Consider the following 19,575-nt stretch of genomic DNA (forward strand, 5'->3'; position numbering starts at 1 on the left):
CCGACGGGGGGGTAGTGGCCCTTCGCATCGGCAAGCCCCGGCAGTCGGTTTACGGACGGAACACGAATTCGGCCGAACGGACGAGGCGCGGGTCGGCTCAGTCGGCCGAACCCACGCCCGTCCCCCGATTCAGCTCATGCGGCCCATCGCGTGGCGGAAGCGGGCCAGGTCGCGGCGGCGCGCCTCGAGCGTGGCCGCGAGCAGCACCAGCAGCAGTCCGCCGGCCGCGAGCGGGATCCAGCGCGGGATCAGATCCCACACCAGCCCCAGCTCGTCCAGGGCCACCACGGCCAGCGTCGTGCCGCCGGCGATCACCGGCGCGCGCAGCCGCGCCTTCGCCCCGGCCAGCAGAATCGCGAGCGCGCCGATCCCCAGCAGCAGCCGGCGCAGGTCCTGTCCCTCCTGGTCGGTCAGCACCGAGGCGAGGCTGGGCACCAACCCGATGATCAGCGCCGGGCCGTAGCTGGTCCAGCTGGAAGAGTGGTCGCGCTTGGCGAGAAGGGCTGCGGCGAGTGCCAGGCCGCTTGCGACCAGGGCGTACGCCTCGAGCACCGTTCCCGCGGGCCTAGTGAGGGTCGCGTCCAGACCCACGGCTACCGCCACGGTCAACCCCAGGCCCCGGGCCACTCGCGTCCGTCCGGCCGCCCCCACCGCGGCCGCCGCCACGAGGATCACGGCCAGCACGACCGTCGTCCCGATCCCCGGCGTCAAACCCGGCAAAACGGCCAGCAGAACAAGCCCCAGCGGTACAACGGCCGCTCGTCGGGCACGGGACGCGGCCCTGGCGAAGGCCGCGGGCGCGGTCGATCTGTCGGCGAGGGCGATCAGCAGGAGAGTGGCTGCCGCGGCGGCGGTGACGGACAGGGCCTGAGCGGCCGGGGTGAGGCCGACGGCGGCCGTGCCGGTCCAGGCGATCGGGGGCAGGGCCACCAGTGCGGTGAACAGGCCCGCGCCGGCCAGCGCGGGGAGCTGGGCGCGGATCGCGAGCGCGGCGCCGAGCAGGGCGAGGGCGATCAGGGTGCCGGCGGCCACGGCGGGGCGGCCGAAGGCGGCGGCCAGGGCGTGGGCGGCCAGCAGCGCGGCCGCGACCAGCTGGGTCACGAAGGTGATGACCGTGGCGGAGGTGGCGGCGCGGGTGCCGAGCGTGACCGCCGACGCCGCGGCCGACGGGGTGGACGGCGAGGCAGCGCCGGGCAGGGCCGCGACCCGGGCGGCGGGAGTGTGCAGCGCCGGCGCGGTGAACCGGACGGCCATGGCCAGCGCGCCGGCGATGACCACCAGGTCGATGATCGGGGCGTTCCACCAGGGCAGGTGCAGGCCGGCCGGGAGCGCCAGGGCGACCGCGGCGGCGCCGGCGACCAGGGAGGCCGGGCGCAGGCGGGGCGGGACCGTGCCGAACAGGGCCGCGGTGACCAGGCCGAGCGCGAGCGGCAGCCGCCAGCCCGCATACGGCACGGCCGCGAGCCAGGCCGCGTGGAAGAACGGCTGGGACGCGCCGAGCGTACGCAATCCGGAAATGACGGCCGGGAGGGCGGCAACCAGCGTGGCCAGGACGGCGCACGCGTAGGCCGGCGGAGCGAGGGCGCGCCGGACGGCCAGGTCCACGGCGGCGATCGCGCCGAAGGTCAGCGACCAGCCGGCCAGGCCCGGATGGGACGGGTAGACCAGCAGCGGCAGGGCCGGCTGGAAGATCAGCAGGGCCGCCCAGCGCGGGCCGCGCAGGCCGGTGAGCAGGGCGTACCCGACGGCGATCGCGGCGGTCAGCAGGCAGACCGCGCCCGCATAGCGGGCCGGGGAGACGCCGGCGACGCCGAACAGGTCGACCGATCGGGCCGCGTACCCGCAAAGCAGCGTGAGCAGAACGCCCACCGCGGCCATGGTCTCCGCGGTGGCGCGCAGGCCACGACGCAGCGCGAGCGGCGGCACCGCGAGCGCGACGACGGTGACCCCGGTGAGCAGGGTGGCACGGCCGGTGACGCCGAACTGGGACCAGGCCACGGCGGTGAAGACGATCGCGGCCACGCCCAGGAGCAGGCCGCCGAGGGTGAAGAGCAGGTTCTGCACGGCGCGGGAGGAAGTCTCCGGCCGCGGCGGTGACTCAGGACCGGCGGCGGAGCGGACCCGGGCCGCGGCGGCGTCGCGCCGGTGCCAGGCCTGGCCGATCCGGTTCTCGATGTCGGTCACCGTCGCGCGGGCGGTGGCGAGGTCGGCGATGAGGGTGGTGATCTCGGCATCGGTGCGGATCACCTCGGCGGCGTCCGGGTCGGGGCCGCGGCCGCACGAGGGGCAGCCGGTCTCCAGATTCGCCGGGGAACCGCAGTTCGGGCACGGGTACGTCACGTCCCTGATCCTCGCCACCGGCCGGGCGCGGCGACTGAGCACGAGTACTCAACCGGCCTAGGGCTGCCACCCCGTCCAGCGGTCGACGGTGATCTCCAGGAACGGGCCGGGCGGCGGCGTCTCCCGGTACTGCGGATAGCGCTCGGCCAGCGCCGCCAGCCCGGCCGGCGAGTCGTCCAGGATGCGGGCCACGCCATCGGCCCGCACCCACCACAGCCGCGACCAGTCGTCCTCGTAGTGGTCGGCCAGCACGCTCACCCGCGGGTTCGCGGCGATGTTGGCGAGCCGCCGGAGGCGCCGGGTGCGCTTGGGCTTGCCGTCGACCGCCGTGTGGATCACGTCGCCGACCAGCGCGAACACGATCGGCACGAGGTGCGGCGCGCCGTCCGGGCCGGCCGTGGCGAGGCGGGCGACCCGGACGGTGGCGAACCGCTCGGCCGGGGTCTGAGGCCGGCTCACTTGCCGGTCAGGTCGGCTCACTTGCCGGTCAGGTCGGCGATCGCCCGTTCCCACTTCTCCAGTGCGGGCTCGACCACGCTCGACGGGCCGGACGGCAGCCAGCACGACGCGCGGTGCACGCCCACCGCCTCCAGCTGCTCGAGCGCCTTCGGGTCGGCCGGCACGCTGAGCACCTGGATGTCGAGGTGCCGGTCGGCGCGGGCGCGCAGGGCCGGGATCCGGGCCAGCACCTCGGGGTCGTGCCACTGCGGGAACCAGCCGTCGCCGTACTCGAGAACCCGCTGCTCGGCGGTCGGCCCGCCGCCACCCACCAGGATCGGCGGCCACGGCTGCTGGGCCGGCTTGGGCCACGACCAGATCCGGTCGAAGTTCACGTACTTGCCGTGGAAGGTCGCCTCGTCCCGGGTCCAGATCTCGCGCATCGCCCGGACCCGCTCGCCGAGCAGCGCCAGCCGGGTGCGCGGGTCGGTGCCGTGGTGGCGCATCTCCTCCCGGTTCCACCCCGAGCCGATCCCGAACTCGAACCGGCCCCCGCTGAGGTGGTCGACGCTCGCCACCTCCTTGGCCGTGGTGATCGGGTCGCGCTCGACGACCAGGCAGACGCCGCTGCCGATGCGCAGCCGGGTGGTCGCCTCGGCCGCCGCGGTCAGGGCCACGAACAGGTCGTACGTGTGCCAGTACTTCCGCGGCAGGTCGCGCCCGCCGCCCCAGGGCGTCTCCCGGCTGGCCGGGATGTGCGTGTGCTCGGCGAAGTACAGCGCGGTCTGACCGCGTTCCTCGACTTTCCGGGCGATCTCACCGGGACGCAATCCGTCGTGCGTGGGGAAATATCCGACGCCAAATTCCATACACACGATCCTAATTTCCCCGCGCGTCTACACCCGTCACAGGTCGTCGATATACGCGTCCGCCCGGCCGATCCGGATATGTCCGGTCGGACCTATTCGTGCGCTCTGGTCCCCGGTTGAATTCCCGGCCTGACCAGATCTTGGGGGCATTGTGCGGGTACGGACTTGGCGGCCGCGGGCTGCGGCTACGGCGGTTCTATGCGTCCTCATCGGCAGCGCGTACGCGTTGCATGAGCCGAACTCGGAAAATTCTTCCGCCGATCAGCACGCCATCCATGTCATGCCCTCGGCGGTGCCGGTCGCGGTGACCCAGGCCGCGCCGCTGCCGACCCGGGGCTGGACCGCCACCGCGGACAGTTCCGCGGCGCTCGCCGGCAAGGTGCTCGACGGCAACGCCGGCACCGTGTGGCGCACCGGCCCCACCAAGCTGCCGCACATGATCACCATCGACACCCACAACCGGATCGCGTTCAGCGGGCTGACCTACCTGCCGGCCGCCGACTCGGCCAGCGGCCGGATCGGCCGCTACGAGATCACGATCAGCGACAACGGCACGGCCTGGAGCAAGCCGGTCGCCACCGGCACCTGGGCCGACGACAAGACGCTCAAGACCGTCACCATCGGCACCCGGTTCGCCCGCTTCGTCCGGCTGCGGGCGCTCACCGAGGCGGGCGGTCGCGGCACCCGCTCGGCGGCGGCCGAGATCAGCCTGCTCGGCGGGACCGACCCGGCGCTGCCGCGTACGGGCTGGACCGCGTCGGCGGACAGCGAGGAGACCGCCGCCGAGGACGGCCGCGCGCAGAACGTGCTCGACGGCAACACCTCCACGATCTGGCACAGCGCGTGGACCGGCTCGCTCCCACACGCGTTGACCATCGACATGAAGACCCGCTACCTGGTCTCCGGTCTCGCCTACCTGCCGCGGCCGGCCGCCTCCGCGAACGGGCGGATCGGCAAGTTCACCATCGAGACCAGCACGAACGGCGTCGACTGGGGCGACCCGGTGTCGTCCGGGACGTTCGAGGACAGCGCGGTCGTGCAGTCCCGGACGTTCGCCCCGCGGATCGCCCGGTACGTGCGGCTGACCGCGCTCAGCGAGGCCGGCGACCGCGGGCCGTGGAGCAGCGCCGCCGAGATCAACATGTTGGGCCGCACCGACCCGTCGCTGGCGCGTACCGGCTGGGTGGCGACGGCCGACAGCCAGGAGACCGCGAACGAGAACGGCCGGGCGCAGAACGTGCTCGACGGCAACGTTTCTTCGATTTGGCACAGCGAATGGACGGCCGCGCTTCCGCACGCGTTGACCATCGACATGCGGACGGCACGGTCGATCGGCGGGCTCACCTACCTGCCCCGGCAGGACGGCTCGGCCAACGGGCGGATCGGGCGCTACCAGATCCTCACGTCGACGAACGGGACCAGCTGGACGACCCGGATCGCCGAGGCGGGCTTCCCGGACGACAGCGCGCTGCAGACGGTCGTCTTTCCGGCGGTGACCGCTCGATACGTACGCGTGAAAGCTCTTTCCGAGGCCGGCGGCCGCGGCCCCTGGAGCAGCGCCGCCGAGCTCAACATCCTCGGCCCGAGCGGCTCGATCGTCCCCGGCCGCGGCAGCTTCAGCGCGCCGGTCGGCTTCCCGCTGGTGCCGGTGGCCGCCGCCCAACTGCCCAACGGCAAGATCCTGACCTGGTCGGCGTTCCAGCCGGACACCTTCAACGGCGGGTACGGCCAGACGGTCACCGCCACGTACGACCCGAAGACCGGCGTGGTCACCCAGCGGACCGTCACCGACACCGGGCACGACATGTTCTGCCCCGGCATCTCGGCGCTCCCCGACGGCCGGATCATCGTGACCGGCGGCAGCGACAGCTCGAAGACCAGCATCTACGACCCGGCCACCGACGCGTGGACGGCGGGGCCGGAGATGACCACGCCGCGCGGGTACCAGGCCAGCGCGACGCTCTCCGACGGCCGGGTCTTCACGATCGGCGGCTCGTGGAACGGCGGGCACGGCGGGCAGGACGGCACCCCGCACAAGAACGGCGAGGTGTGGTCGTCGGACACCGGCTGGACGGCGCTGCCCGGGACGGATGTCGTGCCGATGCTGACCGACGACGCCGACCCGAACGGCGACTATCGCAAGGACAACCATGCGTGGCTGTTCGCCTGGTCCGGCGGCTCGGTGCTGCAGGCCGGCCCGTCCCGCGCGATGAACTGGTACGGCACGTCCGGGGACGGTAGCACCACGCCGGCCGGCACCCGGGGCGACGCGGCCGACCAGATGAACGGCAACGCGGTCATGTACGACACCGGCAAGATCCTGGCGCTGGGCGGCTCGCCGAGCTACCAGAACAGCTCGGCGACGGCCGACGCGTACGTGCTGACCATCAACGGCGTGAACAACGAGGTGACCACGAAGCGGGTCGGCTCGATGGCGAACGCCCGCTCGTTCGCGAACAGCGTCGTGCTGCCGGACGGCAAGGTGGCGGTATTCGGCGGCCAGACCTACGCGGTGCCGTTCTCGGACAACAACTCGGTCTACAGCACCGAACTGTGGGACTCGGCCACCGGCAAGTTCACCACGATGGCCGCGGCGTCGGTGCCGCGCAACTACCACAGCGTGGCGCTGCTGATGCCGGACGGCCGCGTCTTCACCGGCGGCGGGGGCCTGTGCGGCACCGGCTGCGTCACGAACCACTTCGACGGCCAGACCTTCACCCCGCCGTACCTGCTGAACACGGACGGCTCGGCCGCCACCCGCCCGGTCATCACGTCGGCCCCGTCGACAGCCGACAACGGCGCCACAATCACGGTCAAGACCAACAGTACGGTCACCAAGTTCGCGATCATCCGGATGGGCACCGCCACCCACAGCGTCGACACCGACCAGCGCCGCCTCTCGCTCCCGTCGACCACGGTGGCGGCCGGCTACCAGCTGACCATCCCCGCCGACCCCGGAATCGCCCTGCCCGGCTACTGGATGCTGTTCGCCCTCAACGCCAAGGGCGTCCCCAGCATCGCCAAGGTCATCAAGATCGGCTGAGCTGGCCGGCCTGGCTCGCGTGGCTGGCTCGCGTGGCTGGCTCGCGTGGCTGGCTCGCGTGGCTGGCTCGCGTGGCTGGCTCGCGTGGCTGCTCGCGTGGCTTGGTCGCCGACCATGTGCAGGTCTTGCGCGCGGGCCGGGTCGCGGGGCTCTCCGTCCGCCGAGCGCGCCACCCGGCCCGTCCGCCGAGCCCGCCACCCAGCCCGTCCGCCGAGCGCGCCACCCGGCCCGCGCGCCGAGCCGCGCCCGCCCACGCTCGCGCGGCCCGCCACCCCGGCCCTCGCCCGCCGCCCCGGCCCTCGCCCGCCGCCCCGGCCCTCGCCCGCCGCCCCGGCCCTCGCCCGCCACCCCGGCCCTCGCCCGCCGCCCCGGCCGGGCCGTCGACGCCCGGCTCGCCGGGAAGTCCGCGTCCCGTCCCGCCCAACCCCCAGCGCGCACTTACCGCCCGATCGCTCCTCCGTCCTCAGTGGTCGGTCAGCCCGCTGCGGACCGCGTAGACCGCGGCCTGAGTGCGGTCGGCCAGGCCGAGCTTGAGCAGGATGCTCGACACGTGGGTCTTGACCGTCTTCTCCGCGACGGCCAGTGCCCGCGCGATCTCCCGGTTCGACCGGCCCTCGGCCAGCAACAGCAGCACGTCCCGCTCACGCGCCGTCAACGTGGAACCCTCAGTGGGCGTCGCGATCAACGCCGCCACCGCGGCCGGTTCCAGCAGCAGGTGCCCGGCCGCCACCGAGCGCACCGCCGCCACCAGCGCCACCGGGTCCACATCCTTCGACAGGTAGCCTCGCGCCCCCGCCCGGATCGCGGCCGGCATCCGGTCGGTGTAGCTGGTGACCACGAGCGCCCGGCACGACAACTCCCGCCGCTGCAGCTCGTGCAGCACCTCCACGCCGTCCATCCCGGGCAGCGCCATGTCGAGCAGCACCACGTCGGGCTCGGTCGCCGCGATCAGGTCGAGCGCGGCGGGCCCGTTCGCGGCCTCGCCGACCACCTCGAGGCCGTCGGCCAGCTCCAGAAAGGTGCGCAGCCCTCGGCGTACCGCCGGATGGTCGTCGACGATCAGCACCCGCACCCGGACCTCACCCCGTGCCACCGGGCACCTCCAACCGCACGACGGTGCCCGCGCCGGGCGTGGAGCGGATGGTCGCCACCCCGCGGACCGAATGGGCGCGCTCGCGCAGGGACCTCAGCCCCAGGCTGCGGCCCGCGCGCACCACGGCCGCGACGTCGAAACCCGCCCCGTCGTCGGCCACCTCCAGCGCGGCCCCGGTCTCGCCGTGCCGGGTCAGGCTCACCGAGATGCTGCGGGCGCAGGCATGCCGGACCGCGTTGTGCAGCGCCTCCTGCGCCACCCGCAGCACCACCGTCTGCTGGCCGGTCGGCAGCACCGGTGGGTCGGCCTCTTGGTAGCACAGCCTCGGGCCGCCGGCCCCGCCATACGCCCTGTCCAGCACCTGCACCTGTTTGCGGAGGACGGACGGCAGACCGTCCTCGGCCAGCTGGGCCGGGCGCAGCTCCAGCACCGCCGCGTGCAGCTCCTCGGCCGCCTCCCGGGCCAGCGTGGACACCTCGGCCAGCCGCTCGCGGACCGCCGCCGGGTCGCGGTCGAGCAGCAGCTCGGCGGCCTGCACGGTGAGCCGCAGCCCGAACAGGCGCTGGGCCACGGCGTCGTGCAGGTCGTGCGCTATCCGGGCGCGCTCCTCGGCGATGGTCAGCTCACGATTCCGCGCATACAGCCGGGCGTGGGTGAGCGCGATCGCGGCATGCGCGGCGAGCACCCCGACCAGCTCCTCGTCGGCGTCGGTGAAGCCGCCGGACTTGTTCGCCAGATACAGCGCGCCGAGGATCTCCTCGCCGCTGAGGACCGGCACGCCCAGGAACGCGACCAGCACCGGGTGGGCCGACGGCCACCAGCCGAACCGCGGGTCGGCCCGGATGTCGGCGAGGCGCTGGGCCCGCGGCTCGCGCAGCATCACCGCGAGGAAACCGTGCTGCCGCGGCAGTGGGCCGATCGCGGCGCGCATCTCGTCGCTGACCCCGGCCACCACGAACTCGGCGAACGACCCGTCGTCGTCGGGGACGCCGAGCGCCGCATACTCCGCGCCGACCAGCTCACGGGCCGTATCCACGATGGTCTGCAGCACCTCGGGGACGGTCAGCTGGTCGCTGACCGCCAGCACCGCCTCGGAAAGGCGACGCGCCGTGCGGAGCTCATCGCGGTTCGTCACGCGGGCCACGATAGCCGCGGCCGGCGCGGAGCGCCTCGTACCACGGTCCTAGGTCCATCGACCGATTCGGAAGCCGTCCCGAGGCCGATACGTTCGCCGGGCCGAAGCGGGAGGGTCGAGACATGACGACGAAGACGGCAGTGCTTACCGGAGCCTCACAGGGATTGGGCCGTGCCCTGGCCGAGGGGCTCGCCCGCGACGGCTGGCAGCTCGTGATCGACGCGCGCACCGGTCCCGACCTGGAAAGAGCCGCGGCCGACCTGAGTCGGCTGACCAAGGTGACCGCGATCGCGGGCGACGTGGTCGACGACGATCACCGCGCCGAGCTCGCGGCCGCCGCCGATCGGCTGGGCGGCGCCGACCTGCTGGTCAACAACGCGTCCACGCTCGGCGGCAGCCCACCGCCGCCGCTGGCCACCTTCCCGCTGCCCGCGCTGCTGGACACCTTCGAGGTCAATGTGCTGGCCCCGATCGCGCTGACCCAGCTGCTGCTCCCCCACCTGCGCCGCTCCCCGGCCGGCGCGGTGCTCAACGTGAGCTCCGACGCCGCGGTCGAGGCGTACGAGGGCTGGGGTGGTTACGGCGCGGCGAAGGCCGCTCTGGATCACGCGAGCGCGGTCCTGGCCAAGGAGGAGCCGGCCGTGCGGGTGTGGGCGGTCGACCCCGGCGACCTGCGCACCCGGCTGCAGCAGGAGGCGTTCCCGGGCGAGGACATCTCCGACCGGCCGCTGCCCGAGACGGTCGTGCCGCGCCTGCTGGGGCTGGTGCACGACCGGTTGGCGTCGGGTCGCTATGTCGCGGGGACTTTGCGATGACCGCTACCCTCGATTTCCTCCTGCCCGGCGATCTGGAGGCACGCGAGCCGGCCGAGGCCCACGGCCAACGGCGGGATGAGGTGCGCCTGCTGGTGAGCCGCGGCGTCGCGGTGAGCCACCACCGGTTCCGGGAGTTGCCGCGCCTGCTCGAGCCGGGCGACCTGCTGGTGGTGAACAACTCGGCGACGCTGCCGGCCGCGCTCGACGCCGGCCCGGGCCTGGTCGTGCACGTGTCGACCGAGCGGGAGGACGGCAGCTGGCTGGTCGAGCCGCGCCGGCCGACCGGCGGCACGACCGCGCCGTTCGACCGTCCGGCGCCGCGGGTGATAGCGATCCCGGAGGGCACGCTGACGCTGCGGGAGCGGTTCACCGATCGGCTCTGGGTCGCCGACGCCGACGTGCCGGGGACGATGGTCGACTATCTGGCCCGGCACGGGCGGCCGATCCGGTATTCGTACACCGACCGGGACTGGCCGCTGGAAACCTACCAAAATTCCTATTCCGTACGCCCGGGTAGCGCCGAAATGCCCAGTGCCGGGCGGCCGCTGACCGGCCGGGTGCTGGCCGAGCTGGCCGGTCGGGGGGTGCTGGTCGCGCCGATCACGCTGCACACCGGGGTCGCCTCGGCCGAGGTCGACGAGCCGCCGTATCCGGAGTGGTTCGACATCCCGCAGTCGACCGCCGAGCTGATCCGGCACGTGCACGCGGCCGGGGGCCGGGTCATCGCGGTCGGCACCACCGTGGTGCGGGCGCTGGAGTCGACCGGCGGCGCGGCCGGCACCGGCTGGACCGACCTCGTGATCGGCCCCGAGCACCGCATCCGGGTGGTGGACGGCCTGCTCACCGGCCTGCACGAGCCGCGCGCCTCGCACCTGCGCATGCTCACCGCGATCGCCGGCGAGGAGGCGCTGCGGGCCGCCTACGCCGAGGCGCTGCGCGGCCGCTACCTGTGGCACGAGTTCGGCGACGTCCACCTCATCCTGTCCGACGCACGCCGGCCCGAGCCTGCGCGCGCCCGCGACCGGGGCGAGCCGGGCACGCGGGACCAAAGCGAGCTGGGCACGGGCGACCGGGGCAAGCCGACCGCCCGCGACCGGGACGAGCCGACCGCCCGCGACCGGGGCAAGCCGACCGCCCGCGACCGGGACGAGCCGGACACGCGGGACCAAAGCGAGCTGGGCACGGGCGACCGGGGCAAGCCGACCGCCCGCGACCGGGACGAGCCGGGGACGCGGGACCGGCGTGGATCAGGCGCGCATCACCGTCGCGATGGGGATGCCGGCGGCGCGCAGGGCCGGGATGAAGCCGCCCAGGACGCCGGCCACGAGTCCCGCGATGATGCCGGCCACGCCGGCCTCCCAGGGGAACTGGACGTTGTGCAGGAGCGGCTGTGAGTCGCCGAGCAGCGTGGAGACGACCTTGAGTGCCGCCGCGCTCACCGCGATCGCCGCGGCGGCGGTGAGCAGGCCGGTCAGCAGCGTCTCGGCCAGCACGATGCCGGCCAGCAGGGTGCGGGGCGTGCCGACGGCGCGGCGCAGGGCGAACTCCTCGACCCGTTCGCCGACCGTGGCCAGGCCGACGTTGAGGATGCCGGCCACGCCGATGAGCAGCACGAGCCCGGCCATCGAGAAGAAGATCAGGCGCATCAGCGTCAGCTCCTTGCCGCGCTCCTTGTGGGAGTCCACGGTGGAGATCTGCGTCTCGACGCCGAGCCCGCGCAGCTTGGCCGTCAGCACCCGCTCGGCCGGGGTCGACGGCTGGAACATGACCTGCAGCTGGCCGCCGGTGTTCGGGTCGGCCAGCCCGGTCGTCGGCAGCCAGTTGGTCAGCTCGTCGACCCGGGCGTATGCGTGTGGTTGCTTGTCGCCGTCGTCGACCACGCCGATGAACTGCGGCGTGATGTCGTTGACCGCACCGTTGACCCGCATCTCGGCGGGCACGTGATGCTGACGGAAGCCCTTCGCCGCCTCCTGGTTGAGCACCAGGCGGGGCGCCAGCGCGGGCACGGTGGTGAAGTCGAGCCACCGTCCCGACTGCTGGTGGAACGGCCGGAACACCCGGATGTCGCCGGTCAGCGCGGTGAGCCGCAGCGCGACGGCCTCCCCCTTCGGGCCGCCTTGGATGTCGCAGTGGCCGTCGGCGTAGCAGACCTGGGCGTCGCCCCAGTTCTCGTCCATCGGGGAGCCGTTGGGGTTGACCGGCGTCACGCCCGGCTCGCCGATGATCGCCGACAGGTCCATCGACGCCACCGCGTCGGCGTGGCCGCGCAGCGTGCTGGTGACCACGTCGGCGGCCTGCGGGGTCGGCTGCAGACCCATCACCCGGGTGCCGTCGACGCCGTTGGTGAGCTCCAGGTCGGACAGCAGCGCCCGCTCGGCGATGCTCGCCCCGGCCTGCACCACCACGACCGCGAGCACACCCAGGAAGAGACTCACCATCGACAGCAGCGTGCGCAGCTTGCGGGCCCGGATGCCCTGCAATCCGATGATCAGCGACGACCGGAGGCGGCCGGAGAGGCGGATCATGTGGGCACCCGCTCGGTGAGTACGCCGTCGACGAGGTCGAGGATCCGGCCCATCCGCGCCGCGTGGTCCCGGTCGTGGGTGACCAGGATCAGGCCGCAGCCGCGCTCGGTCGCCCCGAGCAGGGCATCGATCACCAGCGAGCCGGTCTCGGTGTCCAGCGCGCCGGTCGGCTCGTCGGCCAGCAGTATCCGCGGGTTGCGGACCAGGGCGCGCGCGATCGCCACTCGCTGCTGCTCCCCGCCGGACATCTTCGCCGGCCGGTTCTTCGCGAGGTGGGCGATGCCGACCTGGTCGAGGGCCGCCAGCACCCGCTTGCGCCGCTCCCGCCGGGGCAGCCAGCCCTGGCCGTTGACCAGCGCCATCGCCACGTTCTGGGCCGCGGTCAGGTGCTTGAGGAGGAAGAACCGCTGGAAGACGAAGCCGAAGTGGGAGCTGCGCAACTTCGCGGCCCGGCGCTCGGGCAGCCGGCTGATGTCCTCGCCGGCCAGCAGGTACCGGCCCGAGTCCGGCCGGTCGAACAGCCCGACCACGCTCAGCAGCGTGCTCTTGCCCGAGCCGGAGCGCCCGACGATGGCCACGCTCTCGCCCGGCCGCACGGTGAGGTCGACGCCGTCGAGGATCGTCCGCGGCTCCTGCTGGCCCTTGAGCACCTTGGTGATCCCGGCCAGCTCGATCAGCGCCCCGTCCGCGCCATCGAAAGAGGCCGTGCCATCGAAAGAGGCCGTGCCATCGAAAGAGGCCGCGCCATCGAAAGAGGCCGCGCCATCGAAAGAGGCCGCGCCATCGAAAGAGGCCGTGCCGTCGAAGGAGGACGGGCTCATCCGGGCGCCCCAGGGCCGCCCTGGCCGGTGTTCGGCGTGGCGGTCGGCAGGTCCGGCCCGGGCACGGCGATCGTCTCGTCGCCGGTGAGGCCCTTGCGGATCTCGATGACCTTGCCGTCGGTGATGCCGAGCGTGACGTCGACGGTTCGGCGGGTGCGGTCCGGGCCGACGATGTCCACCTTGCCCTTGCCCTGTACGCCGGCGACGGCCTCGACCGGCAGCACCATCGCGTGCGCGGCCTTGGCGGTGACCACGTCGAGCGTCACGGCGGCGCCGTTGATCAGCTTGACGCTGCCCGGGGCGGTGCAGACCAGCCGCATGCCGGTCGCGTCCGAGCCAGCGGACGAGCCGCCAGACGAGCCATCAGACGAGCCATCAGACGAGCCGCCGCTGGAGGCGTCGCCGGAGTCGCCGCCCGAGCCGTTGCCCGGGCCGCCAACCCGGGTGCCGCCCGCCGCCGTGGGTGCGCCGCCGGCCGACGGGGCCGACGGGTTGGTGGCCGCCGGCGGTTCGGGGATTGTCCCGGCCGGCAGCGCGGCGATCGTGCCGATTGCCTGGCACGGGAAGGGGCCCGGCCCGTTCTTGATCTGGCCGCGGACGGTCTGGACCGAGCCGGAGATCCGGTACGCCAGGGAGCTGTCGATGTCGGCGACGATGCCGTACCCGGCGTGCTTCGCGGACGCCACCGGCATGCCCGCGGTAACCGGGGCGTGGTCGCCCATGAGCCGCCCGGCGAACATCGAGCCGGCCGGGATGTAGACCCGGTTCGGCGCGCCGTCCCGCCACACCGAGCCCACCCACAGCGGCTCGGTCGCGGGCTTGGCCGACGGCTGGCGGTTCACGTACCGGATCTCGCCGCTGACCGGGGCGACGACGCCGAACACCGGGTCGATCTCGACCTTGCCGTTGAGGCTGACCTGGTTGGTCAGGTCCTGCCGGGTGGGCTTCACCGTGGTCAGCACCGTGCCGCGCGGCTCGAGCCCGGGCGTCGCCGGCCGGGAAGCCGACGACGTGCACCCGCACAGCAGGGCCCCGGCCGCCGCGACCACCCCCAGGCGGGCCAGCCTGCGTCTCTCCAACGGATTCCCCCGTCCGTCCCGCGAGCCAGCGATGATCGCCAATCGACTCCGCGGACGAGACCATACAAGCAACGCGCAAGCCCCTCCGCATGCGACCAGACGCACCCGGACGGCAGTGGACCGGAACCGAACGGGCGACCGCCTGTCTGGCGATACGCTGGCGCCGTGGTGACGCGCGTGGTGGTGCTGGGTGCCGGGTTCGGCGGGCTCGAGCTGGCGACGGAGGTGTCGGCCCGCTGCGGCGACGACGCCCAGGTGACCCTGATCGACCGGGCCGAGGGCTTCGTCTTCGGCTTCTCGAAGCTGGACGTCATGTTCGGCCGGCGCCGGCCCGAGCAGGTGCTGCACCGCTACGCCGACATGGTCAACCCCGGCGTGCGGTTCGTCGGCGCCACGATCACCGGCATCGACCCCACCACCCGGCACGTCGAGACCACCGCCGGCGGGTTCGACGCCGACATCCTCGTCGTCGCGCTCGGCGCCGACCTGCACCCCGAGGCGACACCCGGCCTGGTCGAGGGCGGCACCGAGTTCTACACCGTCGCGGGCGCGTTCCGGGCGCGGGAGGTCCTCCGGGAGTTCGCCGGCGGCAAGGTCGTCGTGGCCGTCACCTCGACACCGTTCAAATGCCCGCCCGCCCCGAGCGAGACGGCTCTCCTCGTACACGAAATGCTGGAGGCTCGTGGTCTTCGCGGCCGTTCCGAGATCGCCCTGGTGATGCCGCTCGGGAAGCCGATCCCGCCGTCGCCCAAGGCCTCGGACGCGGTGCTGGCGGCGTTCGCCGAGCGCGGCATCGACTGGCTGCCCGAGCGTCTGGTCCGCGAGCTCGACCCGGCCCGCAAGATCGCCGTCCTGGCCGACGGCAGCGAACTGTCCTACGACCTGTTCCTCGGCGTGCCCGTGCATCGCGTGCCGCAGGTCGTGGCCGATTCCGGGCTCACCGTCGACGGCTGGGTCCCGGTCGATCCGCTGACCTTGGAAACCACCTTCCCGCGGGTGTACGCCGTCGGCGACGTCACCAGCGTCGGCACCCCCAAGGCCGGCGTCTTCGCCGAGGGCCAGGCGGCCGTGGCGGCGGCCCGCATCATCGCCGATATCAAGGGCCAGATCCCGACCGCGGTGTACGACGGACACGGCATCTGCTACCTGGAGTTCGGCCACGATCAGGTGGCCAAGGTCGGCGTCACGTTCCTCGCCGGGCAACCGCCGGTCGGCGACCTGGAGGGCCCCTCGACCGCCCTGGCCGCCGACAAGACCGCCTTCGGCGCCGACCGCATCCGCCGCTGGTTCGGCCGCGAGTGGAGCTGACCCGCGGAAGGGGAGCCGACCCGCGCGAGTGGAGCTGACCCGCGCGAGTGGAGCTGACCCGCGCGAGTAGGCGCTGACTACGCCGTAGCGCCCTTGGCGATCGGCGAGACCCTGCCCTTGTCGATGCCCTTCGCCGAGCAGGCCTTCGTGGCCAGCGGGACGAAGATCGACGTGGTCTCGTCCGGCGGGTAGACCCGATAGCCGCGGACGCTGACCGCCCGGCACTGCGCGGCGTCGTAGAACCCCACGTCGTGCGTCGCCAGCGTGGCGTGCGCGACCGCGCCGGCCGCCAGCGTGATCGTGCTCTTCGCCGCGTCGGTGCGGGCGAACGGCACGTTGACCTGGTGCCCGTCGTCGCCGGCCACCCAGGACACGCCCGGGAAGCCGTACAGCGTGCAGGTGCGGTCCGAGACATTCTTGAAGATCAGCGGGACGTACGCCGTGCCGGCCGCGCCCTCTCCCTCGCCCAGCGAGAGCTTGAGGTCGCCGGTGTGGCACCGCGACGTGCTCGCCTGCCCGGTCGACGAGACGCCGCCGCCCGTGCCCGGCGCGGCCGTGCCACTCGGTTCGGTGGCCGGCGCGCCCGTCGCCGCCGTGGCCGGCGCACTCGTCGCCGCGGAGGCCGGCGCGCTGGTCGGGCCGTCCGCGGGTGTCCCATTCGAGGCGGAAGAGCAACCGGCGGCCAGCAGCAGCGGCGCGGCCAGCAGAACCAGGAGTCGTTTCATGGCTCCATGGAAACCCGGCGAGGATCTCCGCTACCTCACGAACTCGTGCCGCGATGGTGTTTCTTGACGTACGTGTAGCCCGGCTCGAGCGGCGTCCCGTCGACCTGTTCGTGCAGCGTGACCTGCTTCTCCGAGGCGTGCGCCCCGGGCGGGAGCCGCCGCAGGAACCCGTTGACGAGGTGGTCTCGGCGCTCGCTCGCCTCGTCGTCGTCCGGGTCGGCCGGCTCGACCAGCGGCGCGTAGAAGAGCATGTCGGCCGGCTTCTGCCCGGCGACCGCCGGGTACCAGGGATAGCCGGAGGACTCGACGCTGCCCTCGACCCGGGTCAGGTAGCCCTCCCGGATCAACTGGTCGACGGCGTTGCGCAGCAGGAACGCGGCCTTGGCACCGCGGCCGAGCCCGGTCTGCGCGGCCAGCCCGGCCTCGGCGAGCACCGCGCTGCCGTCCTCGAAGACCCGGCCCTTCTGCCGCACCGCGGCCAGCACCCGCCCGCGGTTGGACGAGCCGGCCGCGAACTCGCGGGTGACGACCTTCGGATCGTACTCGTGGAAGTAGTTGATCCCGTCCACGTTGATCGGCTCGTCCAGGGCGGTGGTCCGCACCACGACCTCGCTCTTGCCGACCGGCCAGACCACCGTGACCAGCACGCCGGGGTGCAGGTCGAGCGGCCAGGCCAGGCCGGTGAACTGCCACTCGACGTCCTCCCGCAGGCCGGCCGGGAAGACCTCCCGGGTCGCGGTGATCCCCCGCACCCGGTGCTCCAAAACAACCGATATATCCGATTTATCGCGCAAAAAAGGCACGCACTCCTCCGGAGCCGCACACACCCCGTCCACCAGATCGGCCCGCCACAGGGCGAGCCGCCGCGTAGCCGTCCTCATGCGGGACCCGCCCTTCGATCAGGAATGGAGAAGCGCCCAGAGTACGACTGGTTAGGTTAGGAGCGAGCCGCCCGCGCCCGAAGGAGAGACGATGTCCCAGGCCGCCGCCGACAGCCACGATCTGATCCGAGTGCACGGCGCCCGGGTCAACAATCTCAAGGACGTCAGCGTCGAGATCCCCAAACGCCGGCTCACCGTGTTCACCGGCGTCTCCGGCTCGGGCAAGAGCTCGCTGGTCTTCGGCACCATCGCGGCCGAGTCGCAACGGCTGATCAACGAGACGTACAGCGCCTTCATCCAGGGCTTCATGCCGACGCAGGCCCGGCCGGAGGTCGACGTCCTCGACGGGCTGACCACCGCCATCCTGGTCGACCAGGAGCGGATGGGCGGCGACGTGCGCTCGACCGTGGGCACCGCGACCGATGCCAACGCGATGCTGCGCATCCTGTTCAGCCGGCTCGGCGACCCGCACATCGGCTCGCCCCAGGCGTACTCGTTCAATGTCCCCTCGGTCAGCGGCGCCGGCGCGGTCACCTTCGAGAAGGGCGGACAGAAGACCAAGGAGCGGCGCAGCTTCAGCATCCTAGGCGGCATGTGCCCGCGCTGCGAGGGCCGCGGCTCGGTCAACGACATCAACCTCGCGGCGCTGTACGACGAGGAAAAGTCGATCAACGAGGGCGCCATCAAGATCCCCGGCTACAGCATGGAGGGCTGGCACGGCCGGATCTTCCGCGGCGTCGGCTACTTCGACCCGGACAAGCCGATCAAGAAGTTCACCAAGAAGGAGCTCAACGACCTCCTGCACAAGGAGCCGACCAAGGTCAAGATCGAGGGCATCAACCTGACGTACGCGGGGCTGATCCCGTCGATCCAGCGGTCGATGCTCGGCAAGGACATCGACGCGCTCCAGCCGCACGTCCGCGCGTTCGTCGAGCGGGTGGCCACCTTCACCGCCTGCCCCGAGTGCGGCGGCACCCGGCTCGCCGCCGAGGCCCGCTCCTCGAAGATCAACGGCAAGAACATCGCCGACTGCTGCGCGATGCAGATCAGCGACCTGGCCGAGTGGGTCCGCGGGCTCCGCGAGCCGTCGGTGGCGCCGCTGCTGACCGCGCTCGGGGCGACGCTCGACTCGTTCGTCGAGATCGGCCTGGGCTACCTGTCGCTCGACCGGCCGTCCGGCACGCTCTCCGGCGGCGAGGCGCAGCGCACCAAGATGATCCGGCACCTCGGCTCGGCACTGACCGACGTCACGTACGTCTTCGACGAGCCCACCATCGGCCTGCACCCGCACGACATCCAGCGGATGAACGACCTGCTGATCCGGCTGCGCGACAAGGGCAACACGGTGCTGGTCGTCGAGCACAAGCCGGAGGCGATCGCGATCGCCGACCACGTGGTCGACCTCGGCCCGGGCGCGGGCGGGGCGGGCGGCGAGGTGGTCTTCGAGGGCACCGTCGCGGGCCTGCGCGCCAGCGGCACCCTCACCGGCCGGCACCTCGACGACCGGGCGGCGCTCAAGCCGGAGGTCCGGAAAGCCCAGGGCAGTCTGGCCGTACGCGGGGCCGACACGCACAACCTGCGGAACGTGGACGTCGACATCCCGCTCGGCGTGCTCGTGGTGGTCACCGGGGTGGCCGGCTCGGGCAAGAGCTCGCTCATCCACGGCTCGGTCTCCGGGCGGGACGGTGTGGTCACCATCGACCAGGGCGCGATCCGGGGCTCCCGGCGCAGCAGCCCCGCCACGTACACCGGCCTGCTCGAACCCATCCGCAAAGCGTTCGCGAAGGTCAATGCGGTGAAACCCGCGCTGTTCAGCGCGAACTCCGAGGGCGCCTGCCCGAACTGCAACGGCGCCGGCGTCATCTACACCGACCTGGGCATCATGGCCAGCGTCACGACGACCTGCGAGGTGTGCGAGGGCAAGCGGTTCGACGCGTCGGTCCTGGAGTACAAACTGGGCGGCAAGGACATCAGCGAGGTCCTGGCCATGCCGGTGACCGAGGCCGAGCAGTTCTTCGCCACCGGCGACGCGAAAACCCCGGCGGCCCATGCGATCCTGGCCCGGCTGGCCGACGTGGGGCTGGGCTACCTGAGCCTGGGTCAGCCGCTCACGACTCTGTCCGGCGGCGAGCGCCAGCGCCTGAAGCTGGCCACCCACCTGGGCGAGAAGGGCGGCATCTACATCCTCGACGAGCCCACGACCGGCCTGCACCTGGCCGACGTGGAGAATCTGCTGGGCCTGCTGGACCGCATCGTCGAGGCCGGCAAGTCCGTGATCGTGATCGAACATCACCAGGCCGTCATGGCCCACGCCGACTGGATCATCGACCTGGGCCCGGGCGCCGGCCACGACGGCGGCCGCGTGGTCTTCGAGGGCACCCCCGCCGACCTGGTGGCCGACCGCTCCACCCTGACCGGCCGCCATCTGGCCTCCTACGTGGACGGCGCACACGCTCCGCTCATTGTCAATCGACGGTAAGTAATACCCCCGTTAGAGTGACGC

The 19,575-nt window shown here is 72.8% G+C and carries 14 protein-coding genes and 1 pseudogene; 5 read left to right on the forward strand and 10 right to left on the reverse strand.

Features of this window, described 5'->3' with window-relative positions:
- Nucleotides 1-129: 129 nt before the first annotated feature.
- From IH26_RS0127920 to IH26_RS0127930, 3 genes are read right to left on the reverse strand one after another with little or no spacing between them, the layout of a single operon-like run.
- Entirely contained in the window at nt 130-2,340 is a 2,211-nt protein-coding gene (locus IH26_RS0127920) for an SCO7613 C-terminal domain-containing membrane protein (protein ID WP_030439209.1), read from the reverse strand.
- 57 nt (nt 2,341-2,397) lie between these two features.
- A complete protein-coding gene (locus IH26_RS0127925) occupies nt 2,398-2,799 on the reverse strand; it encodes a TIGR03668 family PPOX class F420-dependent oxidoreductase (protein ID WP_030439210.1) in 402 nt (133 codons plus the stop codon).
- A gap of 17 nt (nt 2,800-2,816) precedes the next feature.
- Nucleotides 2,817-3,647 (reverse strand): LLM class F420-dependent oxidoreductase, encoded by an 831-nt coding sequence (locus tag IH26_RS0127930; RefSeq protein ID WP_030439211.1) that lies wholly within the window; start codon nt 3,645-3,647, stop codon nt 2,817-2,819.
- A gap of 280 nt (nt 3,648-3,927) precedes the next feature.
- On the opposite strand from IH26_RS0127930, the gene IH26_RS0127935 reads away from it, so the two are divergent.
- Nucleotides 3,928-6,690: a galactose oxidase family protein gene (locus tag IH26_RS0127935; protein WP_084599126.1), complete on the forward strand. Its 2,763-nt coding sequence runs from the start codon at nt 3,928-3,930 to the stop codon at nt 6,688-6,690.
- Between the two features lie 463 nt (nt 6,691-7,153).
- Here the strand turns inward: IH26_RS0127935 and IH26_RS0127940 are convergent, their stop codons facing one another.
- Nucleotides 7,154-7,783 (reverse strand): response regulator, encoded by a 630-nt coding sequence (locus IH26_RS0127940; RefSeq protein ID WP_034216064.1) that lies wholly within the window; start codon nt 7,781-7,783, stop codon nt 7,154-7,156.
- The gene (locus IH26_RS0127945) at nt 7,770-8,918 is read right to left on the reverse strand and encodes a GAF domain-containing sensor histidine kinase (RefSeq protein WP_030439214.1); all 1,149 of its coding nucleotides are present in this window, start codon (nt 8,916-8,918) and stop codon (nt 7,770-7,772) included. The genes IH26_RS0127940 and IH26_RS0127945 overlap by 14 nt, the downstream gene beginning before the upstream one ends.
- Before the next feature lie 122 nt (nt 8,919-9,040).
- Between IH26_RS0127945 and IH26_RS0127950 the strand changes: the two genes are divergently transcribed.
- Both IH26_RS0127950 and IH26_RS58390 read left to right on the forward strand, forming a co-directional pair.
- Nucleotides 9,041-9,733: an SDR family NAD(P)-dependent oxidoreductase gene (locus tag IH26_RS0127950; protein WP_030439215.1), complete on the forward strand. Its 693-nt coding sequence runs from the start codon at nt 9,041-9,043 to the stop codon at nt 9,731-9,733.
- A pseudogene (locus IH26_RS58390) lies at nt 9,730-10,701 on the forward strand (S-adenosylmethionine:tRNA ribosyltransferase-isomerase); the annotation flags it as partial. The gene IH26_RS0127950 and the pseudogene IH26_RS58390, both read left to right, overlap by 4 nt.
- A gap of 279 nt (nt 10,702-10,980) precedes the next feature.
- Here the strand turns inward: IH26_RS58390 and IH26_RS0127960 are convergent.
- From IH26_RS0127960 to IH26_RS0127970, 3 genes are all read right to left on the reverse strand, one after another.
- Nucleotides 10,981-12,258, reverse strand: a complete 1,278-nt coding sequence (locus IH26_RS0127960; protein WP_030439217.1) for an ABC transporter permease — start codon at nt 12,256-12,258, stop codon at nt 10,981-10,983.
- On the reverse strand, nt 12,255-12,908 hold the full coding sequence (locus IH26_RS0127965) for an ABC transporter ATP-binding protein (RefSeq protein ID WP_245665563.1): 654 nt from the start codon (nt 12,906-12,908) through the stop codon (nt 12,255-12,257). Before IH26_RS0127965 ends, IH26_RS0127960 begins: the two co-directional genes overlap by 4 nt.
- A gap of 167 nt (nt 12,909-13,075) precedes the next feature.
- Nucleotides 13,076-14,158, reverse strand: a complete 1,083-nt coding sequence (locus IH26_RS0127970; protein WP_245665565.1) for an efflux RND transporter periplasmic adaptor subunit — start codon at nt 14,156-14,158, stop codon at nt 13,076-13,078.
- 165 nt (nt 14,159-14,323) lie between these two features.
- On the opposite strand from IH26_RS0127970, the gene IH26_RS0127975 reads away from it, so the two are divergent.
- Entirely contained in the window at nt 14,324-15,466 is a 1,143-nt protein-coding gene (locus IH26_RS0127975) for an NAD(P)/FAD-dependent oxidoreductase (RefSeq protein WP_030439220.1), read from the forward strand.
- 77 nt (nt 15,467-15,543) lie between these two features.
- Here IH26_RS0127975 and IH26_RS0127980 read toward each other — a convergent pair whose 3' ends face one another.
- Nucleotides 15,544-16,191 (reverse strand): DUF4232 domain-containing protein, encoded by a 648-nt coding sequence (locus IH26_RS0127980; RefSeq protein ID WP_030439221.1) that lies wholly within the window; start codon nt 16,189-16,191, stop codon nt 15,544-15,546.
- 35 nt (nt 16,192-16,226) lie between these two features.
- Nucleotides 16,227-17,072, reverse strand: a complete 846-nt coding sequence (locus tag IH26_RS0127985) for a hypothetical protein (protein WP_030439222.1) — start codon at nt 17,070-17,072, stop codon at nt 16,227-16,229.
- A gap of 91 nt (nt 17,073-17,163) precedes the next feature.
- Here IH26_RS0127985 and IH26_RS0127990 point away from each other — a divergent pair, with 91 nt between their 5' ends.
- Nucleotides 17,164-19,551: an ATP-binding cassette domain-containing protein gene (locus IH26_RS0127990; RefSeq protein WP_034216066.1), complete on the forward strand. Its 2,388-nt coding sequence runs from the start codon at nt 17,164-17,166 to the stop codon at nt 19,549-19,551.
- Nucleotides 19,552-19,575 lie beyond the last annotated feature (24 nt).

This window comes from Actinoplanes subtropicus, from assembly GCF_000721705.1.
Classification (GTDB): domain Bacteria; phylum Actinomycetota; class Actinomycetes; order Mycobacteriales; family Micromonosporaceae; genus Actinoplanes; species Actinoplanes subtropicus.

Excerpts from the sequence above, each read along its gene's own strand:
- IH26_RS0127930 (WP_030439211.1), bottom strand. The coding sequence starts at position 3,647 with ATGGAATTTGGCGTCGGATATTTCCCCACGCACGACGGATTGCGTCCC.
- IH26_RS0127935 (WP_084599126.1), top strand. The coding sequence starts at position 3,928 with ATGCCCTCGGCGGTGCCGGTCGCGGTGACCCAGGCCGCGCCGCTGCCG.
- IH26_RS0127950 (WP_030439215.1), top strand. The coding sequence starts at position 9,041 with ATGACGACGAAGACGGCAGTGCTTACCGGAGCCTCACAGGGATTGGGC.
- IH26_RS0127960 (WP_030439217.1), bottom strand. The coding sequence starts at position 12,258 with ATGATCCGCCTCTCCGGCCGCCTCCGGTCGTCGCTGATCATCGGATTG.
- IH26_RS0127980 (WP_030439221.1), bottom strand. The coding sequence starts at position 16,191 with ATGAAACGACTCCTGGTTCTGCTGGCCGCGCCGCTGCTGCTGGCCGCC.
- IH26_RS0127985 (WP_030439222.1), bottom strand. The coding sequence starts at position 17,072 with ATGAGGACGGCTACGCGGCGGCTCGCCCTGTGGCGGGCCGATCTGGTG.
- IH26_RS0127990 (WP_034216066.1), top strand. The coding sequence starts at position 17,164 with ATGTCCCAGGCCGCCGCCGACAGCCACGATCTGATCCGAGTGCACGGC.